Genomic DNA, 20,422 nt, shown 5'->3' with positions numbered 1-20,422 from the left:
CGTCAGGAGGACTTCGAGGGCGCCTCGTCTATGGCGAGAAAGAGCCGATCGACGCCGGTCCCGGCGATCGGCGGAGATCGATGCGGCAGAGCGGGGAGCTCGGCGCTCGCCGCCTTTTCGCCCCGCATCAGCGCGACCCAGCCGCGCTCGAGCCGGCGTATTGGCTCCTCCGCGAGCGGATCGGCCTGCGGGCTCGGCGCGATCCATTGCGTGCCCGGCCCGCGATAGGTGGTGACGAGGCGAAAGCGCACGAAATCGACGTGGAACAGCCGGCAGGCGTCGTCCTCGATCGTCTCCATCCGGACCCGCAACTCGCCCGCCCGCGTCGCCTCGCGATAGAGGCGCGCGAGGCGCATCGCATCGTTCACCAGCCATTCGGCGAGCCAATCCGGCGCGACGCCAGCGTCGGCGAGAGCCTCGGCGATGGCGTGTGGCAGGGTCTCCTCGGCGCCGGCGACGCGCAATCGCACAGGCCGCGCGAGCGTCATCCTATCGAGCGCCTCGGCGATCCTCGGCTCCAGCTCGCGCGGCAATAGACAGATCGAGCGACGCTGCATCAGCTGGCGAAAGGAGCGCCGCGACGGCGGGGCGGCGGCTTCGTCACATCGCATCGGCGCTCTCCCAAGCGGGGAAGGGATCGACGAGCGAACGATAGGCGGAGGCGTCGAAGCGCTTCGGCTTTTGCGGCCCGACGAGGCAGGCGTCGAGCGCGGCGCGAATCGCAGCCTCGTCGATGCCGATTCCGATGAAGACGAGCTCCTGCCGGCGATCGCCCCAGACCTCGTCCCAATTGCGCTCGAAATGGCGCTTCCAATCGTGATGATCGGGCCAATGCTGCTTCGGCACCGCGATCCACCAATAGCCCATTGCGGTCACGCGGGCGATCGCGCCGGCGATCGAGAATTCGCCGACCCATTTCGGCCGGGTGGCGAGCCAGAAATGCCCCTTGGCGCGCACCAGTCCGGGCCAGGTCGCATTGATGAAAGCGTTGAATTTTTCCGGGTGGAAGGGACGCCGCGCCCGATAGACGAAGCTTTCTATTCCATATTGCTCCGACTCCGGCACATGCTCTTCCGGGCTGTAGAGCGCCTTGTGCCATAGCGGATGGCGCTGCGCCTTCTCTTCGTCGAAGAGGCCGGTGTCGAGAATGGCGTCCATCGGCGCCGCGCCGAAGTCGGTCTCCACGATGCGCGCGTCGGCGTTCAGCGACATCACCACTTTGCGCACCAACGCCAGCCGCTCCTCCGACACCGCCGAGGCCTTATTGAGGACGATGACGTCGGCGAATTCGATCTGCTCGACGAGGAGATCGACGAGGGTGCGGTCGTCGTCCTCGCCGGCGACTTCGCCACGGTCGCGCAGAAAGTCGTTCGAGCCATAGTCCTGCAGCAGGCTGGCCGCGTCGACGACGGTGACCATCGTGTCGAGCCGCGCGAGATCGGAGAGGCTGGCGCCATTCTCGTCGCGAAAGGAGAAGGTGCTGGCGATCGGCAGCGGCTCGGCGATGCCCGTGCTCTCGATCAGCAGATAATCGAAGCGGCCGTCCTCGCCGAGGCGCCGCACCTCCGCGAGCAGATCGTCGCGCAAGGTGCAGCAGATGCAGCCATTGGTCATTTCGACGAGCTTCTCGTCGGTGCGCGACAGCTCCGCGCCGCCGTCGCGGATGAGGTCGGCGTCGATATTCACCTCGCTCATATCATTCACGATGACGGCGACGCGCCGGCCCTCGCGATTATTGAGCAGATGATTGAGCAGCGTCGTCTTTCCGGCGCCGAGAAAGCCGGAGAGGACAGTGACGGGGAGGCGGGGGTCGGGGGTCTGGGCCATGGCGCGCCATATGTTATGTTATAACATGTAAAGGCGTAGCCGAGCGGGATAGCGGCGTCAAGCGGAGGCGAGGGCGGGCGTGGATTCGCTTATGTTTCGTCTATGTGCGCCTATATGACCATGCTATATAGGGACATTAACATGTGATATTAGGAGAAACGCATGGAAAATAAGCTGCTTGACATGTTTGACGAGGGATACCGAGAAGCCGGGATATCTCCTTCGGTTCGCGCCGAGGCTTTCGACGATTTCCTGACGATGAAGTCGATTGCCGCCAAGCGGACATGGACCTTCGGGAATGGTCTGGGAGCGAATGCCGGCGCCGTTTGCATGGGAAGCCATTCCAAGGAGCTAGTTCGCAATTTGTGCGTCCGCGTCGACGCCCTCACCCTCGCGCAACTCGATGCAGTCACAGACTTGATGGAGTGCTCGAAGCAAGAGTTCGTCTTGGAAGCCGTGTCGAGCGCAATAGCAAAGGCTACGACTAATTTGCGCGTGCAAGGCCTCTCTCAGCCATTGGAGCAATCGCTGCGGACTCAATTAGAGAAAGCCGAGTTGAGCTACGAATATTCCGATGATGCTAAAGGTGGTGCGCTGCGCTATCGCGGCGAAGTTATTCTCAATCGTGATTCTCGAAAGCATGAAAATACGGTCAATGCAGTCAGAAATCTGATTGCGAATGGCGAATAAGTCACGCCAATTCGCTAGCGTAGTCCGCGTCATGGCGGAGAGCGGACAACGCTGAACGTTCGAGCCCGGCTCGTCGTGGAAGTCTTGAACCGGCTAGACCTTAGGCGCCAAGTGGTGGGCGTAGGGCCTATTTCCCCTTCGCCGCCGCCAGCACCTCGGCCGCATGGCCCGGCACTTTCACCTTGCGCCAGATTTTCTCGATCTTCCCGTCCGGGCCGATCAGAAAAGTCGAGCGCTCCACGCCCATATATTTGCGGCCGTACATGCTCTTCTCCACCCACACCCCATAGGCGGAGAGCATTTCCTTGCTCTCGTCGGAGGCGAGCGGGAATGTCAGCTCATATTTGGCGCGGAATTTGTCGTGCTTGGCCGGCGAATCCGGCGAGACGCCGACCAGCGCAATCTTCACTTTGGCGAAATCCGCTTTCAAAGCGTTGAATTCGATCGCTTCCTTGGTGCAGCCGGAGGTGTCGTCCTTGGGGTAGAAATAGAGCGCCAGCTTCTTGCCGGAAAAGCCGGAAAGAGAGAGCGTCTCGCCGCCGGCGCCGGGCAGCTCGAAAGAGGGGGCGGCGTCGCCTTCGCGCAAGCCTGTGGATTTCTTCGCTTCGGTCACTGCGCCTTCCTTTCGTCTCATCCGCCGTTACAATCGGCAGGATGCAGAGGATGGCGCGCTCCGCAAGAGATTCTGGTAGAAATCCCCAGTTGCGCGCCATTCGAGTTGTGATCTTCTCGACGACGTGCAGATTCGGCGCCGGCGCGCGCGGACCCGCGCGGTGCAACCGAAGGGCTGGCGTTTGACGCAGAGGATAGACGAGAGCCCGGCGGTCGAAACGCTGGCCTCGCGCATTTTATTGGGGTTTTTCCCGCGCGGCTGCACCGCGATCCGGCTGCGCGGCTTTTGCGCGCTGCGTTGTCTTTCCGTCATGGCGGTGTCGACGCTGCTCGTCGTCGTGGTCGCCGTCGGCGCTTTTTTCGCCGCGCTCGCTCGCGGCCCCATCGCCTCCGACTGGCTCGCGCCCAAGATCGTCGAGGCGCTCGACGATCTCTATTCGCATCGCTATCAATTCGGGCTGAGCTCGGTGGCGATCGCCAGCACCGATCACGGCCTCACTTTCACGGTCAACGGCCTCGCCGTGAAGGACGGCGAACGCACGGTTCTCGCCGCGCCGCGCGCGCAATTGTCGGTCGACCCGCGATCGCTGCTCATCGGCCGCCTGACGCCGCGCCGGCTCGACGTGCTGGACCTCGAGCTGCGGCTGGAGGTGCTTCCCAACGGCGTGGTGGCGATCTCGGCGCCCGGCGCCGATCCCGTCGCCATTCCGCTGGACGCGCCGCCTCCGCAATCGGAGCCGACCGCCGAGCCGCAGGCGGCGTCCGCCGCGGCCGCGCCCGTCCCCTCGCTGCGGCAGGCCGCCGGCGCTCTGCGCGCGGTGATGAATTTCATCGTCGATCCAGAGAGCCCCGTCGCCGCTATCGACAAAATCGGCGTCTCCAACGCCCGTCTCGTCATCGACGATCGCACGCTGGACAAGACCATCGTCTATGACGATCTGGCGCTGAGCTTCGACAGGATCGTCGGCGCGCGGCGATTGCGTCTCGGCGCGACCGGCCCTTCCGGCCATGTCGGCGCCGAAGTGGAAGCCAAGGGCGCGATGGGCGAGCGGCGCTCGCTCGACGCGCGGCTGCGCGGCCTCTCCATGGAGGAGGTCGCGCTCGCCGCCGGCGCCCGCACGCTGCCCTTCGACACTGACGCGCCCCTGTCGCTCGATCTGCATTTCGCGCTCGCCGGCGACGGCCGCGTCGTCGAAGCGAGCGGGAAATTCTCCGTCGGCGAGGGCTTTTTCCGGCTCGAGGAGCCGGACGCCGAGCCTTTCATGCTCCAGGAACTGTCCATCTCCGGCCGCTGGGACATGGAGCGCCGGCTGCTCGCCATAGAGCCGGTCGAGATCCGCACCGGCGTCGCGCGGCTGACCTTCAAAGGCGCGCTGACGCCGCCGGCGGAAGGGGCGGGGATCGTCGCGCTTTCTTTCGATCTCGTGCGGCCGGGCGTCTTTCTGCCGGAGCGTCATGGCGAGGCGCCGCTGGCGATCGAGAGCGCCGGCCTCACCGCGACGCTCGATCTCGTCGCCAAGAGATACAAGGTCGAGCGCGTCTTCCTCGATGGCCCCGAAGTGCACGCCACGGCCTCTGCGGAGGTCGATGGCGCGCAGCCGGATGGAACGCATCTCAAATATGCGATCCGCGCGACGCAGACGCCGATCCGCTCGGTGCTGCGCATCTGGCCGACGCAGGTCGCCGCGCCGACGCGCATGTGGATGGACGAGCATATCGCGGCCGGCGTGATGCGCAGCGGAACGCTCACCGCCGATCTCGACCAGCAGGCGATGATCGCCGGGCGCTACGAACGGCCGCCGCCGGATGCGGCGCTGCGCGGCGATTTCGATCTCGACAATGCGACGCTCGTCGACGCCGTTCCGGGCCTGTGGCCGATCAACGGGATGAACGGCCATATCGCGCTCACCGGCCGCACCGTGTCTTTCGTCGCCTCCTCCGGCGTGATGGAGAGCGCGCCGGGCCGCAAGCTCGCCATCGCGGAAGGCGTCTTCCGCGCTCCCTCGCTCGGCCCCGATCCGGCGCCCGCCTGGATCGAATTGAAGCTCGTCGGCGGCGTCGAAGCGGTCGCCGACATACTTTCCCTGAAGAGCGTCGCCCCGGCCGCCAGCCTGCCGATGGACGCCAATCAGCTCAAAGGCCAGATCGAAGGCAAATTGCGCATCGATTTCGAGCTCGGGCTGTCGGCGAAAGAAGAGCATACGCGCATCACGGTCGACGCGGAGACGACCAATCTCTCCATGGAGCGCTTCATCGGCAAGGAGCGGCTGGAGGGAGCCGCTCTGCGGCTGATCTCGGATCGCGAGGGGCTGCGCGTCACCGGCGCGGGCCGCGTGTTCGGCGCGCCGGTGACGCTCGATCTGCGCCGCGCCGCCGGCGAAAAGGGACAGGCGCAGGCGCAATTGTCGCTGTCGCTCGACGACGCCGCGCGCCAACGCGCCGGCTATGGGTTCAACGGCGTTTCCGGCGTCGTCGGCGTGCAGGTGCAGACCAAGCTGCCGATCGAAGATTCCGAATCGCAATTCGAGATCGATTTCTCCAAAGCCGCGCTCGATCATCCTCTGCCCGGTGTGACCAAAGCGCCCGGCAAGCCAGGGCGCGCCAGCTTCACTCTGGTGAAACGGCCGGACGGCTCGGCGCTCGAGCAATTGCAGGCGGAGGCGGGGCCGCAGCAATTTTCCGGCGTCGTCGAGCTCGCTCGCGACGGAGCGCTGCGCTCGGCCAAGCTCGCCCAGGCGAAGCTCTCGCCCGGCGACGATATGCGTCTCGAGGCGACGCGCAGCGGCGAGGGGCTGAAGCTCGTCGTGCGCGGCGCCAATATCGATGCGCGGCCGCTGCTGCGTTACCTCACCCAGCCTTCGACCGAGCCGGCCGCCGCCGCGGCCGCGGGCAAGCCGCCCACGAGCGACGACTTCGATCTCGATCTCAAATCGCCGATCGTCACCGGACACGGCAAGCAGATCCTCTCGAATGTCGATCTTCGCTTCGAGCGGCGCGGCGGCAAGCCGCGGCAATTGTCGCTGACCGGCAATTTCGGCCGCGAGCCTTTCGCCGCAATGCTGACGCGCCATCCGAGCGGCGCGCCGCAGATCGATCTCTCGACCAGCGACGGCGGCGCCTTTCTCTCCTTCCTCGATCTCTATCATCGCATGGAGAGCGGCGCGCTGTCGGCGACCCTATTGCTCAATCCGGGCCGTTCCGACGGCACGATGCGCATTCAGGATTTCTATCTGCAGAACGAGCCGGCCATTCGCCAGCTCGTCATGCAGGGCGCAGCGCGCGTCGACGATAAGGGCGCCGCGCATTTCGACCCGGATTCGGTGAAATTCGCGCGCGTGCAAGCGGCCTTCACCTGGGCGAACGGGCGGCTCAATCTGCGCGATGCGGTGATGTCGGGAACCGACATCGGCCTCACGGTGGACGGCTATATCGACATGGCGCGTGACCGCATCGACGTGTCGGGCTCTTTCGTGCCGGCCTATGGGCTCAATAATCTCGTGTCGAATATTCCGGTCATCGGCCTGATGCTCGCCGGCGGCCAGCACGAGGGCGTCTTCGCGGTGAGCTTTCGCGTCAGCGGCGCCTTCAGCGCGCCGGTGCTGACCGTCAATCCGCTGTCGGTGATCGCGCCGGGCCTGCTGCGCAAGGTCTTCGGCGTCATCGACGGAACCGGCACGGGCCGGCTGCCCGAGAGCGCGCCGGCGCCGCGCTGAACGAATCCTATTCCTCGCCGCGCTCCAGCAGCACATGCTTCTTCTTGCCGAGCGACAATTTGGCGACGCCCTCGGCGAAATCCTTCTCCGATAGCACAGCCTTCTCGTCCGTCACCGCAGCGTCATTGAGGCGCAGGCCGCCGGCCTTGATCTGCCGCCGCGCCTCGCCCGTGGAGGCGACGAGCCCGGCTTTCACAAAGGCGGTGAGCACGCCGATCCCCGCCGCCACTTCGCTCGCCGTCACAGCGACCTTGGGCAGAGAAAGCGCCAGCGCGCCTTCCTCGAACGTGCGGCGCGCCGTCTCGGCGGCGAGCTCGGCCGCCTCGCGCCCATGCAGAAGCGCGGTCGCCTCGGTGGCGAGAATCTTCTTCGCCTCGTTGATCTCGGCTCCGCCGAGCGCGGCGAGCTTCTCGATCTCGTCCAGAGGCAGGAAGGTGAACAGCTTCAGGAAGCGGACGACGTCCGCATCCTCCGTATTGCGCCAATACTGCCAATAATCGTAGGGCGCGAGCATAGCGGCGTCGAGCCAGACGGCGCCCGCCGCCGTCTTGCCCATTTTGGCGCCGGAGGAGGTGGTGAGCAGCGGCGCGGTCAGCGCATAGAGCTGATGCGTCCCGAGCCGGCGGCCAAGATCGACGCCCATGACGATGTTGCCCCATTGATCGGAGCCGCCCATTTGCAGGCTCGCGCCATAGCGCTTGGCGATCTCGACGAAATCATAGGACTGCAGGCACATATAGTTGAATTCGATGAAGGACAGCTCCTGCTCGCGCTCGAGCCGCAGCTTCACCGAATCCATCGACAACATGCGATTGACCGAGAAATGCCGGCCGACGTCGCGCAGAAAATCGATGTAATTGAGCTTGGTCAGCCATTCGGCGTTGTCGAGCAGGATGGCGTCGGTCTTGCCGTCTCCGAAGCTGAGGAATTTCGCGAAGGTCTTCTGGATCGCCGCCTTGTTGGAGTCGATCGTCTCGATCGACAACAGCTTGCGGCTCTCGTCCTTGCCGGAAGGGTCGCCGACGCGCGTGGTGCCGCCGCCGACGAGCGGCAACGGCTTGCCGCCCGTGCGCTGGAGCCAGGAAAGCAGCATGATCGACAAGAGATTGCCGATATGCAGCGAGGCCGCCGTGCAGTCGAAGCCGACATAGGAAACCAGCTCGCCGGAGCGGGCCTTTTCATCCAGCCCCTCGAAATCGGAGCATTGATGCACGAAGCCGCGCGCGATGAGCGTCGCGAGGAATTCGGATTTGGGGCGGAATGCGTCGGACATGGGGGCAGGGTGTTACGGGGAAAGGGGGCCGGGCGCAAGGGTGGGGACGCGTTCGCGACGTCGGCGCGCGGCGCCCCCGACGATTTCGCGCTCCAGCCCACGAAAAAAGGCCCTCTGGAGAAAATCTCCAGAGGGCGAGTCTGTGAGGTCGAGAGTAGCGTTCGACAGGCCGAGCAGGGCGCGCGGGATGCGCAGCCAGCCGAGCCGGCCGAAAAGGCAATTCAGGTTCTGAAGTTCTCGCGGGTCCTCCTGGAGGGGCTCGCTTCGCCGGGCGCGAGCGTCCGGCGAAGTCTTTGTTGCGACGGAAGAGGATCAGCCGAACGCCGCCAGCGGATCGTGGAAGACGCAGCCGGCGCGCTCGATATCCTCGAGCGTCCACAAATTGTCGCCACGCACATGCGGCTGTGCGATCAGCGTCTTGCCGTCCGAGCGCACGCCATGGCCTTCGGCGATGACGTCCGAAAGCTCGCGATCGAGATATTGCTCGAACAGATTCTGGGCCTCGTAGCGCTCGGGCTCCGACAACCACTGGCGCTCGCCCCAATCATCCGTCAGCGAGTGCTTTTTGCCATTGTATTCGTGCACGCGCAGCGAGCCGGAACCCTTGGCGAGCGTCGGGATGAACGGCACTTGCGACACGCGGTCGACATAGACCTCGTGTCCGTTCTGGAGCAGCCAAGCGTAGGGGACGAAGCCGCTCTTGGGATCCTCGTAGCCGAGCCGCTTCCACTCATTGTAGATTTTGCCGTAGTGATCGGCCCAGCCGGGATAATTCGCCTCGAACCATTCCTGGTCCTGCTCGTCCGGCAGCGAGACGCGCGAGAAGCCGAGCGGCCACAGCGCGAAAGCGGCCAGCGCCAGATCGTGATGCGCCCAATAGGCGTCGCGCTTGGCGTCGCGCAGCGAAGCCGGGCTCTCGACGCCATATTTGCCGAGACGTCCGATCCAGATTCCACCCCAATCCTCATAGACCCAGCGGTTCCAGGTCTTCACCCACGGCTCGACCTTGAACTTGGAGCCATATTCGAACAGATAGCCGAGCGCCGGCGTGAAATATTTCTGCTGCGTCCAGAAGGCGTTGTTGAGATCGGTGTTGAGATATTTGGCCGCCGCCGGATCATTGGCGATCGAGACGATCGTCTGATAGCCGTTCGCCATATGGCGCAGTTCGTCCGTCTCGATCGAGAGGAAAACCGTCGGCGTGATCTCGTCGCCATTGGCGGCAGCCCATTCCGTCACCGCGACAATCAGCGGATTGGTGAAGCAGGCTTCGCCGACGAGCTGCAGATTGATCGAGCATTCGACCGCGTCGCCGGAGATGAATCCGTCGGAGAAGACGCGCTTCATGCCCTTCCACAGCGGGCCGATGGCGCGCGTGCGGCGCGCGTCATTATGGCCGGCCGGATCATGATAATGCTTGGAATAATAGTGGTTGATGAAAGCGCATTGATGCGTGTGACGAATCTCGTCGAGCACCTGCGCGAGATAGCCGTTCTTCTGCTCGGCGGCGGTGGCCGAATCCCACAGCATCGCCGAACCCGAGATCGCATTATATTCGCCGACCTCGAGGAAGTTCGAGATCACCTTCATCGTCTCGCCCCAGCGAGGATGAATCTTATTGCCTGCGCCGAGGCGCGTGAGGCCGTCGAGCAGCGTGCCGAACTGCCGCTCGTCCTTGGCCGCCTCCATGCGGGCGTATTCCTTGGCGATGACCTTGAACTGCTCCTTGGTCTGGTTCGCCATACGGTATTTGGTCGCGTATTTCGTGCGATTTTGCTTGAAGTCCCAATTGAAGCTCTGCAGCCATTTATGGACTTCCTGCGGCTCGATTCCGACCGGCGCGCGATTGACCTTCAACGCGTCGGTCGCCGCATTGGTTGCGAGACTGATAGGCATGATTCCTCCGCTGGACTTTATCTTGTGACGTCGCTTCGTTCGCGGTTGCCGCACGCGTGGCGGGCGCGCTTCCCAAAGCAAAGCGCGACACGCCGACGCCCTTGCGGTCCAAAGACCAAAAACAGTTTCGACGTCGGTTCTTTCACAGCAAGGTGTGTGCCGTAATTCCATGGTGACAGAAAAACGAAGCTAACATGCGGTGTCAGCAGAATATTTGTGCTTAAATAAAAGACATTTTCGGAAACATATAATACGATAGCATAGATACAGAACGTAAAAATTCATGCATACATGAAACTATGCGATAGCTGATATTATAATAAGAGATTTAAATCAAGTCTCATATTAGAATATTCAATATCATATTTATGCGGTTCGGCGCGCCGCCACGCGACATGTGACGAATTGCTGAATTGACGCCGAATTGGCGATTCGTGGCTCGCTCGCGATCAGCGTCTCGTCGTCGCCATGACGCGTGACGCTCTTCCTGCTAGCTTGCGGGTCACCGCGATCGACGAGGCGGGTGTCGATGAAGTCGAGCAATGTCGTTTTCGTCCATGGCTTGATGGGTTGGGGGCCGAATGATCTCGGCGGGCTTCCCTATTGGGGCGACGCTCCGGCGCAATTTGCGCCGCGCTTTCGTACCCATCTCGCCAAATGCGGGCCGCTCAATTCGGTCCATGATTGCGCCTGCGAGCTATTCGCGCAGATCGTCGGCGCGCGCATCGATTATGGCGAGAGCCATAGCGCCGGCGCCGGCCATGCGCGTTTCTCGCGCGATTACGCCGGCCGCGGCTTCGTCGATGGCTGGTCGGCCGACAATCCGGTGATACTGATCGGCCACAGCGCCGGCGCTCAGACCTGCCGGATGCTGCAAAATCTTCTGGCTCGGGATTTCTGGGGCGTCGGGTCGAGCGCCGATTGGGTGGAGGCGATCGTCGCCATCTCCGGCCCGCTCAATGGCTCGACGCTCGCCTATCGTTATTGCGACGAAGAGCAGGGCAAGCCGAAACTGCTGCCGAGCGCGCTGGTCGCCGGCGCGCTCGCTGTCGTTTCGGCGCTCGCACGCGTCGGCGCGTCGCGCCTCTATGATCTGCATCTCGATCATTGGGCGCATGAGGACGACAGCGGCGCGGCGTTCCTGAGGCGGCTGGATGCGACCCGCTTCGTCGAGAGCGGCGACAATCTCGGCTTCGACGTCACCTTGCACGGCGCCGCGCGCCTCAATCAGACGATGGAGACATTCGAGAATTGTCTCTATCTCGCATTGGTTTCCTCCGCGACGCGCGAGGAACGGTTTTTGAATTTGCCGTTTCTGAGCGCGCGGCATCGCCCCGACCGCACCATGGATCTGACGATGCGGGACTCGGCCGCCTATATCGCGACACGGCCCGAGTTTTCGGCGCCTCCGACGCCGGATTGGGGAAGCGGCGATTTGACGATGGCGCTCTGGCGAGAGAACGACGGCGTGGTCAATACGATTTCGCAGCGCTATCCGTTCATCGGCCGCGCGCATCCGGTCGGCGGCGAAGGAATATTCGGTTTCGAGGATCGCATCGAGCCCGGCAAATGGCGCTGGCATCGGCTCGACGAAATTTTCGGGCGGGCCTTCGACCACAATGACGCGATGCATGGCGCGCGCATGAAGCCTTTCGAGAAGGGCCGGAGGGAGGCGCAACGGGAACTCTATCGAAAGATCGCCGATTTTTTTGCGGCGTTCGATGCATCGCGTGACGAAACGATCGTTCGAAGGCAAATTGTATAAAGACGAGGATTGCCGTGACGCGGCGCGGCAATCCTCTGGCGCCATCAAAGCGGATTTGAAGCTCTTAAGGAAGAGCCGCGCGTCGAGGCGCGGCGGGTTTCGATGATGGCGAGACGCCTTTCCAGCCCTTGGATCGCTTTGACGACGCCGCCGAGCGTCGGCGTAGCCGCAGGAAGAGAAGCGACCGCGCGGCGAAGGGCCGACACCTCCGCCCGCAGCTCCTCGAACGCCGCCGCGTCGATCGGCGCAGAGCGGCGCTCCTTGTCGATCGATCCGGTCACATCTTTCGGCGCGGAAACTCTTGCGGCGATCTCCGCCGGCGGCAGCCAAACGAGAGGATCGGAGGCCGAAGCCGACGCGGATTTCGGAGATTGTGGCGCGCCGAGCGCTTCTCTTTGCCCGACGAAGGCGAAAACGACCAAAAAAACAAGCGTAGTGAAGAATAGCGACATAGCTCTCTCCTCGAGAATCGATAATTCGACGAACCGGGAGACGCTGACGATTTCAACAGGGGGCAGGCTGGCGCAGCTTGGTTAACAGAGGCACAACGACGCAAAAAATCGCGGCGCGCTGGAGAGCGCGCCGCTCGAGAATTCTCGCCTCGGAGAAGGCGGCTCACACGTCGAAGCCGCCGTCCCCGCCGCCGTCGTCATAGCCGCCGACATCGGTGTCGTAATCGGCGCTCTGCACATCGGGGCCGCTGGGCTCCGGGCCGCCATAGCCGGCGTCGGGATAGCCGCCCTGGTCGCCGTAGTAATTGTTGATGATCGTGTCGCCGCCGCTGCTCGCGTGCTCGAAGCCCGAGCCGATGCCGAGATTGCTCCCCGCGCCGCCCATGCCGCCGCCATGGAACAGGCCGCGGATCGAGTCGGCGAGCAGCACGCCGCCGGCGACGCCGGCCGCCGTGCCCAACGCGCCCTTCAGAAAGCCGCCGCCGGGGGCCGCCGCCGCCTGCTGAGGCGGATAGGCCTGCGGGGCGTAGCCGCCGGGAGGCGGGGCAGCATAGCCCGGCGCGCCGGCCGGAGCCGCGCCCCAGGGGCCGCCCTGCTGCTGCGGGTAGCCGGGCTGCTGGCCGTAGCCCGGAGGCGGGGCGGGACGCGGCGGGGGCGGGGCCTGGCGCTGAGCGCCGCCGAACAAGCCGCCCAAAAATCCGCCGGACTGCTGCGGACGGCTCTCGAGCTCCTTCACGCGGCTGTCCAGCTCCTGCAGACGTTGATTGGCCGCCTGCAGCGCCTGATCCTGCACCAGCACCGTCTGCGCCAGCAGATAGGGCGCGCCGGGCTGCGACTTCAGCTGCTCGGCGATGAAACTCTCCGCCTCCTGATCGCGCTGAGCGCCGGAGGCGCTGCGCGTACGCTCGAACAAACCGGCGAGCAGTTGGCGTTCTTCGGGTGACATGTGTCTCTCCCAGTTGGAACCAGCCCTCTTCGCGGGCGTGGCGCCAGAAATATGGGAGCGCTTTTTCGCTCTCACAAGGGCTGCGGCTGCGGTCGAGCCCGAGATTTTGCCGGCTCAGTCGCCGGCGAGCGCCATGTCGTCGCGGTGGATGATCTCGTCCGGGCCCTTGAAGCCGAGCAGCCCTTCTATGTCGCGGGACGAGCGGCCGATGATGCGGGCCGCATCGAGCGCGTCGTAAGTGACGAGACCGCGGCCGATTTCGCCGCCCGAAGGATTGCGGATCACGACGCAATCGCCACGCGCGAAGCCGCCTTCCAGAGCGGTGACGCCGGCCGGCAGCAGGCTCTTGCCGGAGAAGAGCGCGCGTTCCGCGCCTTCGTCCACATGCACGACGCCCTTGGGCTCGAGCGAGCCGGCGATCCATTTTTTTCGCGCCGTCACCGGCGTGGAGGGGGTCAAGAACCAGCTGCAAGGCCCGCCCGCGGCGATTCGCGAGAGCGGCGCCTCGACCCGGCCGTCGGCGATGACCATATGCGCGCCGCCCGTGGTCGCGATCTTGGCCGCCTCGATCTTGGTGCGCATTCCGCCCCGCGAAAATTGCGAGGCGGCGCCGCCGGCCATCGCCTCCACCTCCGCCGTGACGCGCGGCACGATCTCGAGCAGTTTCGCATCGGGATTGCTCGCCGGCGGGGCCGTGTAGAGCCCGTCCACATCCGAGAGCAGCACCAAGAGATCGGCGCTCGCCATCGTCGCGACGCGAGCAGCGAGGCGGTCATTGTCGCCATAACGAATTTCGGAAGTGGCGACGGTGTCGTTCTCGTTGATGACCGGCACGGCGCGCAACGCCAGCAGACGGGTCAGACATTCGCGCGCGTAGAGATAGCGGCGGCGCTCCTCCGTATCGCCGAATGTCACGAGAATCTGCCCCGCAGTGACGCCGATCTCGCCCAAAGTCTCCGCCCATATGCGGGCGAGGGCGATCTGCCCGACGGCGGCGGCGGCCTGGCTGTCTTCCAGCGGCAGCGGGCCGGAGGGCAGGCCGAGCACGCTGCGTCCCAGCGCCACCGCGCCCGAGGACACGACGAGAACATCGGCGCCGCGACGATGCAGGGAGGCGAGATCGCCGGCGAGCCGCGCCAGCCACTCGCGCTTCACCTTCGCCTCGCTCGGATCGACGAGCAGAGAGGAGCCGACCTTGACGACGATGCGGCGGAAGGAATCGAGCTTGGGGCGTTGCACGGAAGACCAGTCGGTTGGCGGAGGAGGAATGCGGCGACTTATAGCCCTTCCGCGCAGAAAGCCTACCCCATGGCCGCCGGCGAATGGAAACCCGCGTGAAACGAAGGAGATATTTTCAGCCGCGCATTCGACGCCGGGCGCCGTCATGCTTTCGGCCCGGCTTCACTGTGCGATCGACGCGCCGCGATTGCGCAGGAAGACGACATAGCCGAGAAAATTCGGGCGTTGCGCCAGAGCGCGCGGCGGCGACCATTCCGCCCCTTCGGCGAGGCCGAGGCGATAGGGAATGCGGAGCCGACCGAGCCGCGCGAGATAGGCGTCGATATTCTCGACCGTCTGCGCGCCGCGATAGGTCTGAAAGACCAGCTCGTCGACGCTTCCCGCCAGCGCGTTCAAATCCTCGGGCGAGGCCTGCGACGCCCAATCCATGAGGCCGGTAACGCCGAGCGCGCAACTCTCCGGCAGTTCCCGGCGCAAGGCCCGCAAAAAGGCGGCATAATTCTGCAAGCCGCGCGTCACCGCGTCGAAATCGATCTGCACGCCGGCGACAGGGCCCGGCTGCGCACGCCAGGCCTCGAGCCGACGGCGAATCTGGGCGACGATCTGCGGCGGCCAATCGAGGCTGCGCACGCGATAGACGAGCCATAGCGTCGCCTTGTGCGGGCCGGGCTCGGTGACGCCTTGCGCCTTCATGCGGACAAAGCCGTTGTGATCCGGCCCGATCTCGCCCGAATGCAGATAGATGGTCTTCGCCGCAGCGAGTTCGGCGCGCCCTCTGACGCCGGCCCAGAGCCAGAAGGCGTCGTAATCCGCCGCCTGCACGCGAGGGCCGGCCGCGGCGGCGGAGGCCGCGAGCAGGGCGCCGAGCGCGAGGAGAAAGACCGCTTTCGTCACCAGTAATATTGCAGGCCGCGCGCCCATTGCGTCGCGCCATAACGTGATTTCAGCGTCTGGAACCACGCCTTTCGCTGCGCCTTGTCGACGTCCTTGCCGCCGCAGTCGTTGCTGCCCGCCGGCGCATAGCAATTGATGGCGCGATAGAGCGCATAGGCTCTGTCGGCGTCTTTCGTCGCCGGATCGGCGATCAGCCGCTGATAGACGTCGCCGCGCGAAAAGGGCTCGCCGGGGAAGATGGCTTTGGCGCCGCCCAATTCATCCGCGGCGGGACGCCAGGCGTCGAAGTGGGCGAAGCCGGAACGGCGGACGAAATCGCCGAGGCAGAGCAGCCCATGCGATGAGCGCGGATCGGCGGCGAGTTCGGCGACCACCGCTTTGGGCGCCGGGCATTTGTACGACTCGTTCGCGGGCGACGAGAGGAAGATCGCCGATTTGGGAAGATCGGAGACGTCCGGCGCCGCGGCGTCGTCCTCGGCGAGGCCCTCGGGCGAGAAGTCGCGCAGGAAATTCGCATATTGGCCGCGCGTCGCCTCCTTGTAGAGGAGCAGGAATCGGGCGAGCTTTCTCTCTTCCGCGCTCGCCTGCGGATCGGCGACGGCCATGCGCAGCAGAATCGGCCCCGCCGTATGGCGCAGCAGGATCGCGCGAATGCGCGGCGAGGCGAGCCGCGTCTCCGGCAAAAAGACCTTGTTGGCCATGCCGGCGCGCTCATAGCTCATGGCGAGGCCGAGCTCGACCGCTTCTCTCCACAAGGGATTGGCGAGGGTCCCGCGCAATTTCGTCCAATGCTCGATCGCCGCCGGAAATTGCCCGGAGGCCATCAGCGCCTGACCGCGCAAAACCTCGCGGCTGAAGGCGACATAGGAGCGCGGCGTCGCATTGGGCGCTCCGAGCGCCTGCAGCGTCGCCGAGAAATCGCGATCGGCGTAATAGGCGCGCGCGGCTTTCAGAAAGCCGAACAATTCCTCGCGGCCGGCGAAGACGGACGCCTCGGCGTCGAGCGCAGCGGCGGAGAGACTCTTTTCGGCGCCGTCGGCGCGCAGCTTCATCAGATCTTGCGTCGCCAGCAGGATCGGATCGCGGCTCTCATGATCTTTGGCGGCGGTCAAATATTTGGCGTCGATCTCCTGCACCAGATCGACGCCGTCGAGACCGGTCCTCGCGCCGCTCTCTTGCGCGATCTGTCGGCCGTATTCGGCCGCAAGACGCTCCTCGTCCGCCGCCAGCCAATAGACGCGCCGCAACAGGCCCTGCGCCGAAGCGGCGTAGCGCCCCGCCGGATAGGATTTAAGATAGGTCTGAAACGCCGTCTGCGCCGCCGTCAGCGTGGCGCGATCGGTCACATTGGGCGCGGCGGTCCCGTCGAAATCGGCGAAGGCGCCGATCTGCGCCTTGTTGAGCAAGGCGCGGGCGGTCATGTAACGCGCCGCTTCGCGCAGCCAGGCGTTGCGCGCCGAATCGAGCTTGCCGAAACGCGCCAGCGCAGAATCGAAATCGCCTTCGTAGAAAGCGTCGGCGCCGGCGAGATAGGAGGCGAATTCCTGCGCCGTCGCGGCGGAAGGCGCGATTTGCGCGAGCGCGGCCGGAAGAGCGGCGGCGTCGGGCTTTTCGCCGCGGCAGGATGGGGCGATCTCGGCGCGCGCCGCGGTCAGCGCCCGGCGCTCCTCGGCGGAAAGGGCAGGCTCGGCCTCGACCGCTGCCGCAAAAGCGATACGCCCGGACTCCATCGAGACGCAGCGCGATCCCTCGCCGTCGGCGAAGGCGCTCTGCGCCCCGTCTTTCCCGCGTCGCGCGGCGGCGGCGGTTCGGCAGGCGTCGGTAAAATCGGGCCGCGGAAACAGCACGGAGGAATAGAAGTCGATCTTTTCGACGCCTTTCGAGACGGCCTCGTCCTCGGGCCGCAGCTTCGGATCGCCGTCGATCATCAAAAAGAGAAGATTGAGCCTACTGTCATTGGCGGGATTGAGAAAGGGCATGGCGCCGAGACCGGCGTAGCCCTTTTGATCGAGCGCCCAGCGCTCGGGAGAGGGGTCGCCTCCGCCACATGCGCGAGCCGCGCCGGCGACGATCAGAAAGACGAGGCAGAAGGCCGCCGAGAGGAGAGGGCGCATCGAAACGATCCCGATTACGAAACGCGCGCGGAACTCGGCCGAAGGCTCGCGATTCTCACCTGCGTCGAGAGGCGCCGCCCGCCGCCGTCTCGGAGTTCGGCTGGAGTGGAAGCCCGCAAGACTGGCAGGAGTGGAGGGACTCGAACCCCCAACCCCCGGTTTTGGAGACCGGTGCTCTAGCCGATTGAGCTACACTCCTGCGGTGACGGCGCGCCGTCGGGGCTCTCAATGCCGCATCACGGCCGCTGATGCAAGCGCCGGGGAGGGGCCTCGGCGCATTTTGCGGGTCAAGAATTGCCGCCCGACAGCACGGTGACGGCGCGGCGGTTCTGCGACCAGCAGGAAATGTCGTCGCAGACCGCGACCGGCCGCTCCTTGCCGAAGCTGGTCGTGCGGATGCGCGCCGCGGCGAGCCCGCGCGAGGCGAGATAGCTCTTCACCACCTCGGCGCGGCGAGCGCCGAGCGCGAAATTATATTCGCGCGTGCCACGCTCGTCGGCATGGCCTTCCACGGTGAAGGAATAGCGGCCATAGCGTTGCAGCCAGTCGGCCTGCTTGTCGAGCGTCGCCTGCGCCGTCGGCGTCAGCTCGCTCGAATCGGTCTCGAAATAGACTCGGTCGCCGACATTGACGACGAAATCCTGCGGGCTTCCGGGCGCCGCATAGCCGCCGCGGCCATTGGCGCCGGCGAGCGCGGCATTCTCATCCTCGGCGTTTTTGGCGCAGGCGGAGAGCGAGACAGCCGCCAGAACGGCGACGGCGAAGCGCAGGGCGCGCGCGGCGGAAAGCAATGCCAAGTCCTCGGCCATGACCTCGAATCTCCTCTGACGACGGCTGTCGTCGCCAGTCCTATCCGCGCAGGGGTTAAGCGAAGGTTCCGTCAACCTTGACGAAAGCTTGTCGCGTCCCGATGCGGCGCGCGAAATGTCGGCAAGGTTAACGTGAGCTCGATCGTCGATGCGATCCGTGGCGCGAGTGAGGCGAAAACGCGGCGCGAAAGAAGTCGCGCGCACGAAATCCCGCGCACAGGGAATTGCTTATGGGGAATGCGGGGGCTGGACCGCATTGCGGATCATTGTTAGCAGTTCGTTCATCATGTGGCGGGGGAAATTGAAGACGATGCGCGATTCGAAACGCTCCGCCTTCGGCGTTTGCGCGGCGCTCGGCGCCCTGGCGCTCGCCGGCTGCGTCGATACGGCGGTCGAGATCGGCCAGCCGCGCCCGGAGCAGCTCGCTCAGCGGCGGCGCGCGACGCCGCGTCCCGGCGTCAGCCCGCGCGGCGCGCCGATCACGCTCGCCAGTCTCGAAGGCGCGCCGGAGGAAGCGCTCGCGCGTTTCCGTCCGGCTTTCGCCCGTGCCGCCGAGAGTCGCGACATCGCCTCCGCCGTCGAGCCGGACGCCGCCTATCGTCTGCGCGGCTATCTCACCGCCTATGCCGGCGCCGAAGGGGCGACGCGCTTCGCTTATGTGTTCGACGTCTTCGACCGCAACGGACGGCGCGCGCATCGTCTCACCGACGAGGTCGCCGTGAAGGGCGTGGGCGATCCCTGGACGCTGCTCGACGAAAAGGCGCTCGCCGAGGTCGCGGCGCGCGGCGCCGACGAGCTCGCCGCTTTTCTCAGCGACACGCCCGAGGCGATCGCCGCCGCCGCCGGCAATGACGCGGGAGTGACCATCGCCGCCGCGACGCGCTCGGAGCCGGCGCGAACCGCCGAAAAGCCATTGGGCTTCGCTGACGCGAAGTGAGCGCCTCGGCCAGCGTTGACGATCTCGCCGGCTTTAGGTATCGAATTATGACACATGGTCGCGTGGGCGATAGCCGGCGCGCCAGGGGATGGGGTGCCCCCTATAACCGCCGAAAAGGCTGATGACTCCTGCTCTATGTCCGACGATCGACGAGATCGGCGAACCCGGGCGCTCGCGCGCCTATATGCAGGAGGAAACAGATGAATCAGGATCTCTCGGTTTTCGTCACCCCTTTCGCCCTCGTCATCGGATGCGCGCTGATCGCCGCCGGCGGCCTCTATTTCATCGACATCCAATTTCTGAAGTCGCGCCTCCAGGCGGTCGCGGCGCTCGTCGCAGGCGCGATTATTCTCGCTGCGCTCGAGGTCGTGCTCGCGGGCAGCAGCGTGTCCTTTTTCAAGGCGCAGCAGGTGCAGACTTCCGCCTGCGAACTCGAGGGCGAATCGGCGCATCCGGAGGCGCGCCTCGGCGTCGACGTCCAGATCATCCACAAGCACATTCTCGCCTGTATGCAGGAGGCCGGCTATGAATGGTCGCCGACGCATCGCAATTGCAAGGATGCGCCGGTCGCCACCAATCCCTATTGCTATCTGCCGGTCGCCGGTTTCGACCGCACGATCACGGCGTTCCAGCTGAGATTCGAATAGAAGCGACGCGCGGGCGAGGCTAAGCTCGCCGTTCGCCTTTGCGGGGCGCTTGCCGGTCGGAGGATATGCTCCATTTGACCTCGAGACAGAGGGGAAGGCGGCGCCCCGTCGGGAAGAGACGGGAGACTTGCCGATGAATGAGGACATTTCCGCCTTCGTTGCGCCGCTGACGCTCATGCTGGGCGGGGGGCTGCTCGCAATCGGCGGCCTCTCCTTCATCGGGATCGATTATTTCGACAGCAAGTTCAAAGCGCGCGTCGCCTTCGCCATCGGCCTCGCCTTCATTGTCGCGACCGAGCTCGTCTTCGTCACCAGCAGCAGCAGCGGGCGCTATTTCGCCGGGCTCAAGATCGACGTCACCGATTGCGAGCTCGACGGCGAGAGCAAGCTGCCCGAGGAGCGGCACAAGAACAGCCGCGTGCTGCACGATCACATCGTCGGCTGCATGGAGCGGCTCGGCTATGAATGGAACGCCGACCACGCGCATTGCAAGGAGGCGAAGATCGCCACCAATTCCTTTTGCTATCTGCCGACTCGGCCGGTGGCGCGGGCGATCGTGCGCTTTCAGACCGCCTTCGAGTGAGCGATCGCGCTCTCGATTTTCTCCG

The 20,422-nt window shown here is 65.1% G+C and carries 18 protein-coding genes, 1 tRNA gene and 1 riboswitch; of the genes, 6 read left to right on the top strand and 13 right to left on the bottom strand.

The annotated features are described in order from the left end of the window. Positions 1 to 2 precede the first annotated feature (2 nt). Positions 3 to 611: a DUF1826 domain-containing protein gene (locus KP010_RS03205; RefSeq protein ID WP_142863792.1), complete on the bottom strand. Its 609-nt coding sequence runs from the start codon at positions 609 to 611 to the stop codon at positions 3 to 5. Beyond that, on the bottom strand, positions 601 to 1,827 hold the full coding sequence (gene zigA, locus KP010_RS03200; RefSeq protein ID WP_142863791.1) for a zinc metallochaperone GTPase ZigA: 1,227 nt from the start codon (positions 1,825 to 1,827) through the stop codon (positions 601 to 603). Before zigA ends, KP010_RS03205 begins: the two co-directional genes overlap by 11 nt. A 162-nt stretch (positions 1,828 to 1,989) precedes the next feature. Between zigA and KP010_RS03195 the strand changes: the two genes are divergently transcribed. Then, a complete protein-coding gene (locus tag KP010_RS03195) occupies positions 1,990 to 2,517 on the top strand; it encodes a hypothetical protein (protein ID WP_142863790.1) in 528 nt (175 codons plus the stop codon). A 127-nt stretch (positions 2,518 to 2,644) separates the two neighbouring features. Here the strand turns inward: KP010_RS03195 and KP010_RS03190 are convergent, their stop codons facing one another. Beyond that, positions 2,645 to 3,151, bottom strand: coding sequence for a peroxiredoxin (locus KP010_RS03190; protein ID WP_142863789.1), 507 nt, complete (start codon positions 3,149 to 3,151; stop codon positions 2,645 to 2,647). Positions 3,152 to 3,290: 139 nt separating this feature from the next. Between KP010_RS03190 and KP010_RS03185 the strand changes: the two genes are divergently transcribed. After that, positions 3,291 to 6,842, top strand: coding sequence for an AsmA-like C-terminal region-containing protein (locus KP010_RS03185; protein WP_371824186.1), 3,552 nt, complete (start codon positions 3,291 to 3,293; stop codon positions 6,840 to 6,842). 7 nt (positions 6,843 to 6,849) lie between these two features. On the opposite strand, the gene tyrS is transcribed toward KP010_RS03185, so the two are convergent. From tyrS to KP010_RS03170, 3 genes are all read right to left on the bottom strand, one after another. Further along, positions 6,850 to 8,115, bottom strand: coding sequence for a tyrosine--tRNA ligase (tyrS, locus tag KP010_RS03180; RefSeq protein WP_216280414.1), 1,266 nt, complete (start codon positions 8,113 to 8,115; stop codon positions 6,850 to 6,852). Between the two features lie 312 nt (positions 8,116 to 8,427). Further along, positions 8,428 to 10,011 (bottom strand): aromatic/alkene monooxygenase hydroxylase subunit alpha, encoded by a 1,584-nt coding sequence (mmoX, locus tag KP010_RS03175; RefSeq protein ID WP_108918167.1) that lies wholly within the window; start codon positions 10,009 to 10,011, stop codon positions 8,428 to 8,430. A gap of 366 nt (positions 10,012 to 10,377) precedes the next feature. Further along, positions 10,378 to 10,554 carry a hypothetical protein gene (locus KP010_RS03170; RefSeq protein WP_216280413.1) on the bottom strand — a complete coding sequence of 59 codons (177 nt, stop codon included), beginning with the start codon at positions 10,552 to 10,554 and terminating at the stop codon, positions 10,378 to 10,380. Between KP010_RS03170 and KP010_RS03165 the strand changes: the two genes are divergently transcribed. Continuing rightward, on the top strand, positions 10,541 to 11,776 hold the full coding sequence (locus KP010_RS03165) for a hypothetical protein (protein WP_142863785.1): 1,236 nt from the start codon (positions 10,541 to 10,543) through the stop codon (positions 11,774 to 11,776). The two genes, KP010_RS03170 and KP010_RS03165, sit on opposite strands and share 14 nt — an antisense overlap. A gap of 44 nt (positions 11,777 to 11,820) precedes the next feature. Here the strand turns inward: KP010_RS03165 and KP010_RS03160 are convergent, their stop codons facing one another. From KP010_RS03160 to pal, 7 genes are all read right to left on the bottom strand, one after another. Further along, the gene (locus KP010_RS03160) at positions 11,821 to 12,228 is read right to left on the bottom strand and encodes a hypothetical protein (protein ID WP_142863784.1); all 408 of its coding nucleotides are present in this window, start codon (positions 12,226 to 12,228) and stop codon (positions 11,821 to 11,823) included. Positions 12,229 to 12,391: 163 nt separating this feature from the next. Continuing rightward, positions 12,392 to 13,174 carry a DUF2076 domain-containing protein gene (locus KP010_RS03155; protein WP_142863783.1) on the bottom strand — a complete coding sequence of 261 codons (783 nt, stop codon included), beginning with the start codon at positions 13,172 to 13,174 and terminating at the stop codon, positions 12,392 to 12,394. A 114-nt stretch (positions 13,175 to 13,288) separates the two neighbouring features. Next, positions 13,289 to 14,413: a glutamate 5-kinase gene (proB, locus tag KP010_RS03150; RefSeq protein WP_142863782.1), complete on the bottom strand. Its 1,125-nt coding sequence runs from the start codon at positions 14,411 to 14,413 to the stop codon at positions 13,289 to 13,291. Between the two features lie 162 nt (positions 14,414 to 14,575). Beyond that, positions 14,576 to 15,334 carry a DUF3142 domain-containing protein gene (locus tag KP010_RS03145; protein ID WP_142863781.1) on the bottom strand — a complete coding sequence of 253 codons (759 nt, stop codon included), beginning with the start codon at positions 15,332 to 15,334 and terminating at the stop codon, positions 14,576 to 14,578. Beyond that, complete coding sequence (locus KP010_RS03140; protein WP_142863780.1) at positions 15,304 to 17,421, bottom strand: hypothetical protein; 2,118 nt, start codon at positions 17,419 to 17,421, stop codon at positions 15,304 to 15,306. Before KP010_RS03140 ends, KP010_RS03145 begins: the two co-directional genes overlap by 31 nt. Before the next feature lie 122 nt (positions 17,422 to 17,543). Further along, positions 17,544 to 17,620, bottom strand: a tRNA-Trp gene (locus KP010_RS03135). 88 nt (positions 17,621 to 17,708) lie between these two features. After that, a complete protein-coding gene (gene pal / locus KP010_RS03130; protein ID WP_142863779.1) occupies positions 17,709 to 18,230 on the bottom strand; it encodes a peptidoglycan-associated lipoprotein Pal in 522 nt (173 codons plus the stop codon). A gap of 310 nt (positions 18,231 to 18,540) precedes the next feature. On the opposite strand from pal, the gene KP010_RS03125 reads away from it, so the two are divergent. The 3 genes from KP010_RS03125 (at position 18,541) to KP010_RS03115 (ending at position 20,397) form a co-directional block, all read left to right on the top strand. Next, complete coding sequence (locus tag KP010_RS03125; RefSeq protein ID WP_253203526.1) at positions 18,541 to 19,167, top strand: hypothetical protein; 627 nt, start codon at positions 18,541 to 18,543, stop codon at positions 19,165 to 19,167. A 75-nt stretch (positions 19,168 to 19,242) separates the two neighbouring features. Next, positions 19,243 to 19,305, top strand: a riboswitch (Fluoride riboswitch). 62 nt (positions 19,306 to 19,367) lie between these two features. Next, positions 19,368 to 19,814 (top strand): hypothetical protein, encoded by a 447-nt coding sequence (locus KP010_RS03120; RefSeq protein WP_142863777.1) that lies wholly within the window; start codon positions 19,368 to 19,370, stop codon positions 19,812 to 19,814. 133 nt (positions 19,815 to 19,947) lie between these two features. Then, the gene (locus KP010_RS03115) at positions 19,948 to 20,397 is read left to right on the top strand and encodes a hypothetical protein (protein WP_108917814.1); all 450 of its coding nucleotides are present in this window, start codon (positions 19,948 to 19,950) and stop codon (positions 20,395 to 20,397) included. Positions 20,398 to 20,422: the final 25 nt, after the last annotated feature.

It is taken from the genome of Methylosinus sp. KRF6 (assembly GCF_018887255.1).
In the GTDB taxonomy this organism is placed as follows: Bacteria; Pseudomonadota; Alphaproteobacteria; order Rhizobiales; family Beijerinckiaceae; genus Methylosinus; species Methylosinus sporium.
Note: the sequence above shows the minus strand (reverse complement) of the source record. Positions and strands in the feature narration are given on the sequence as shown.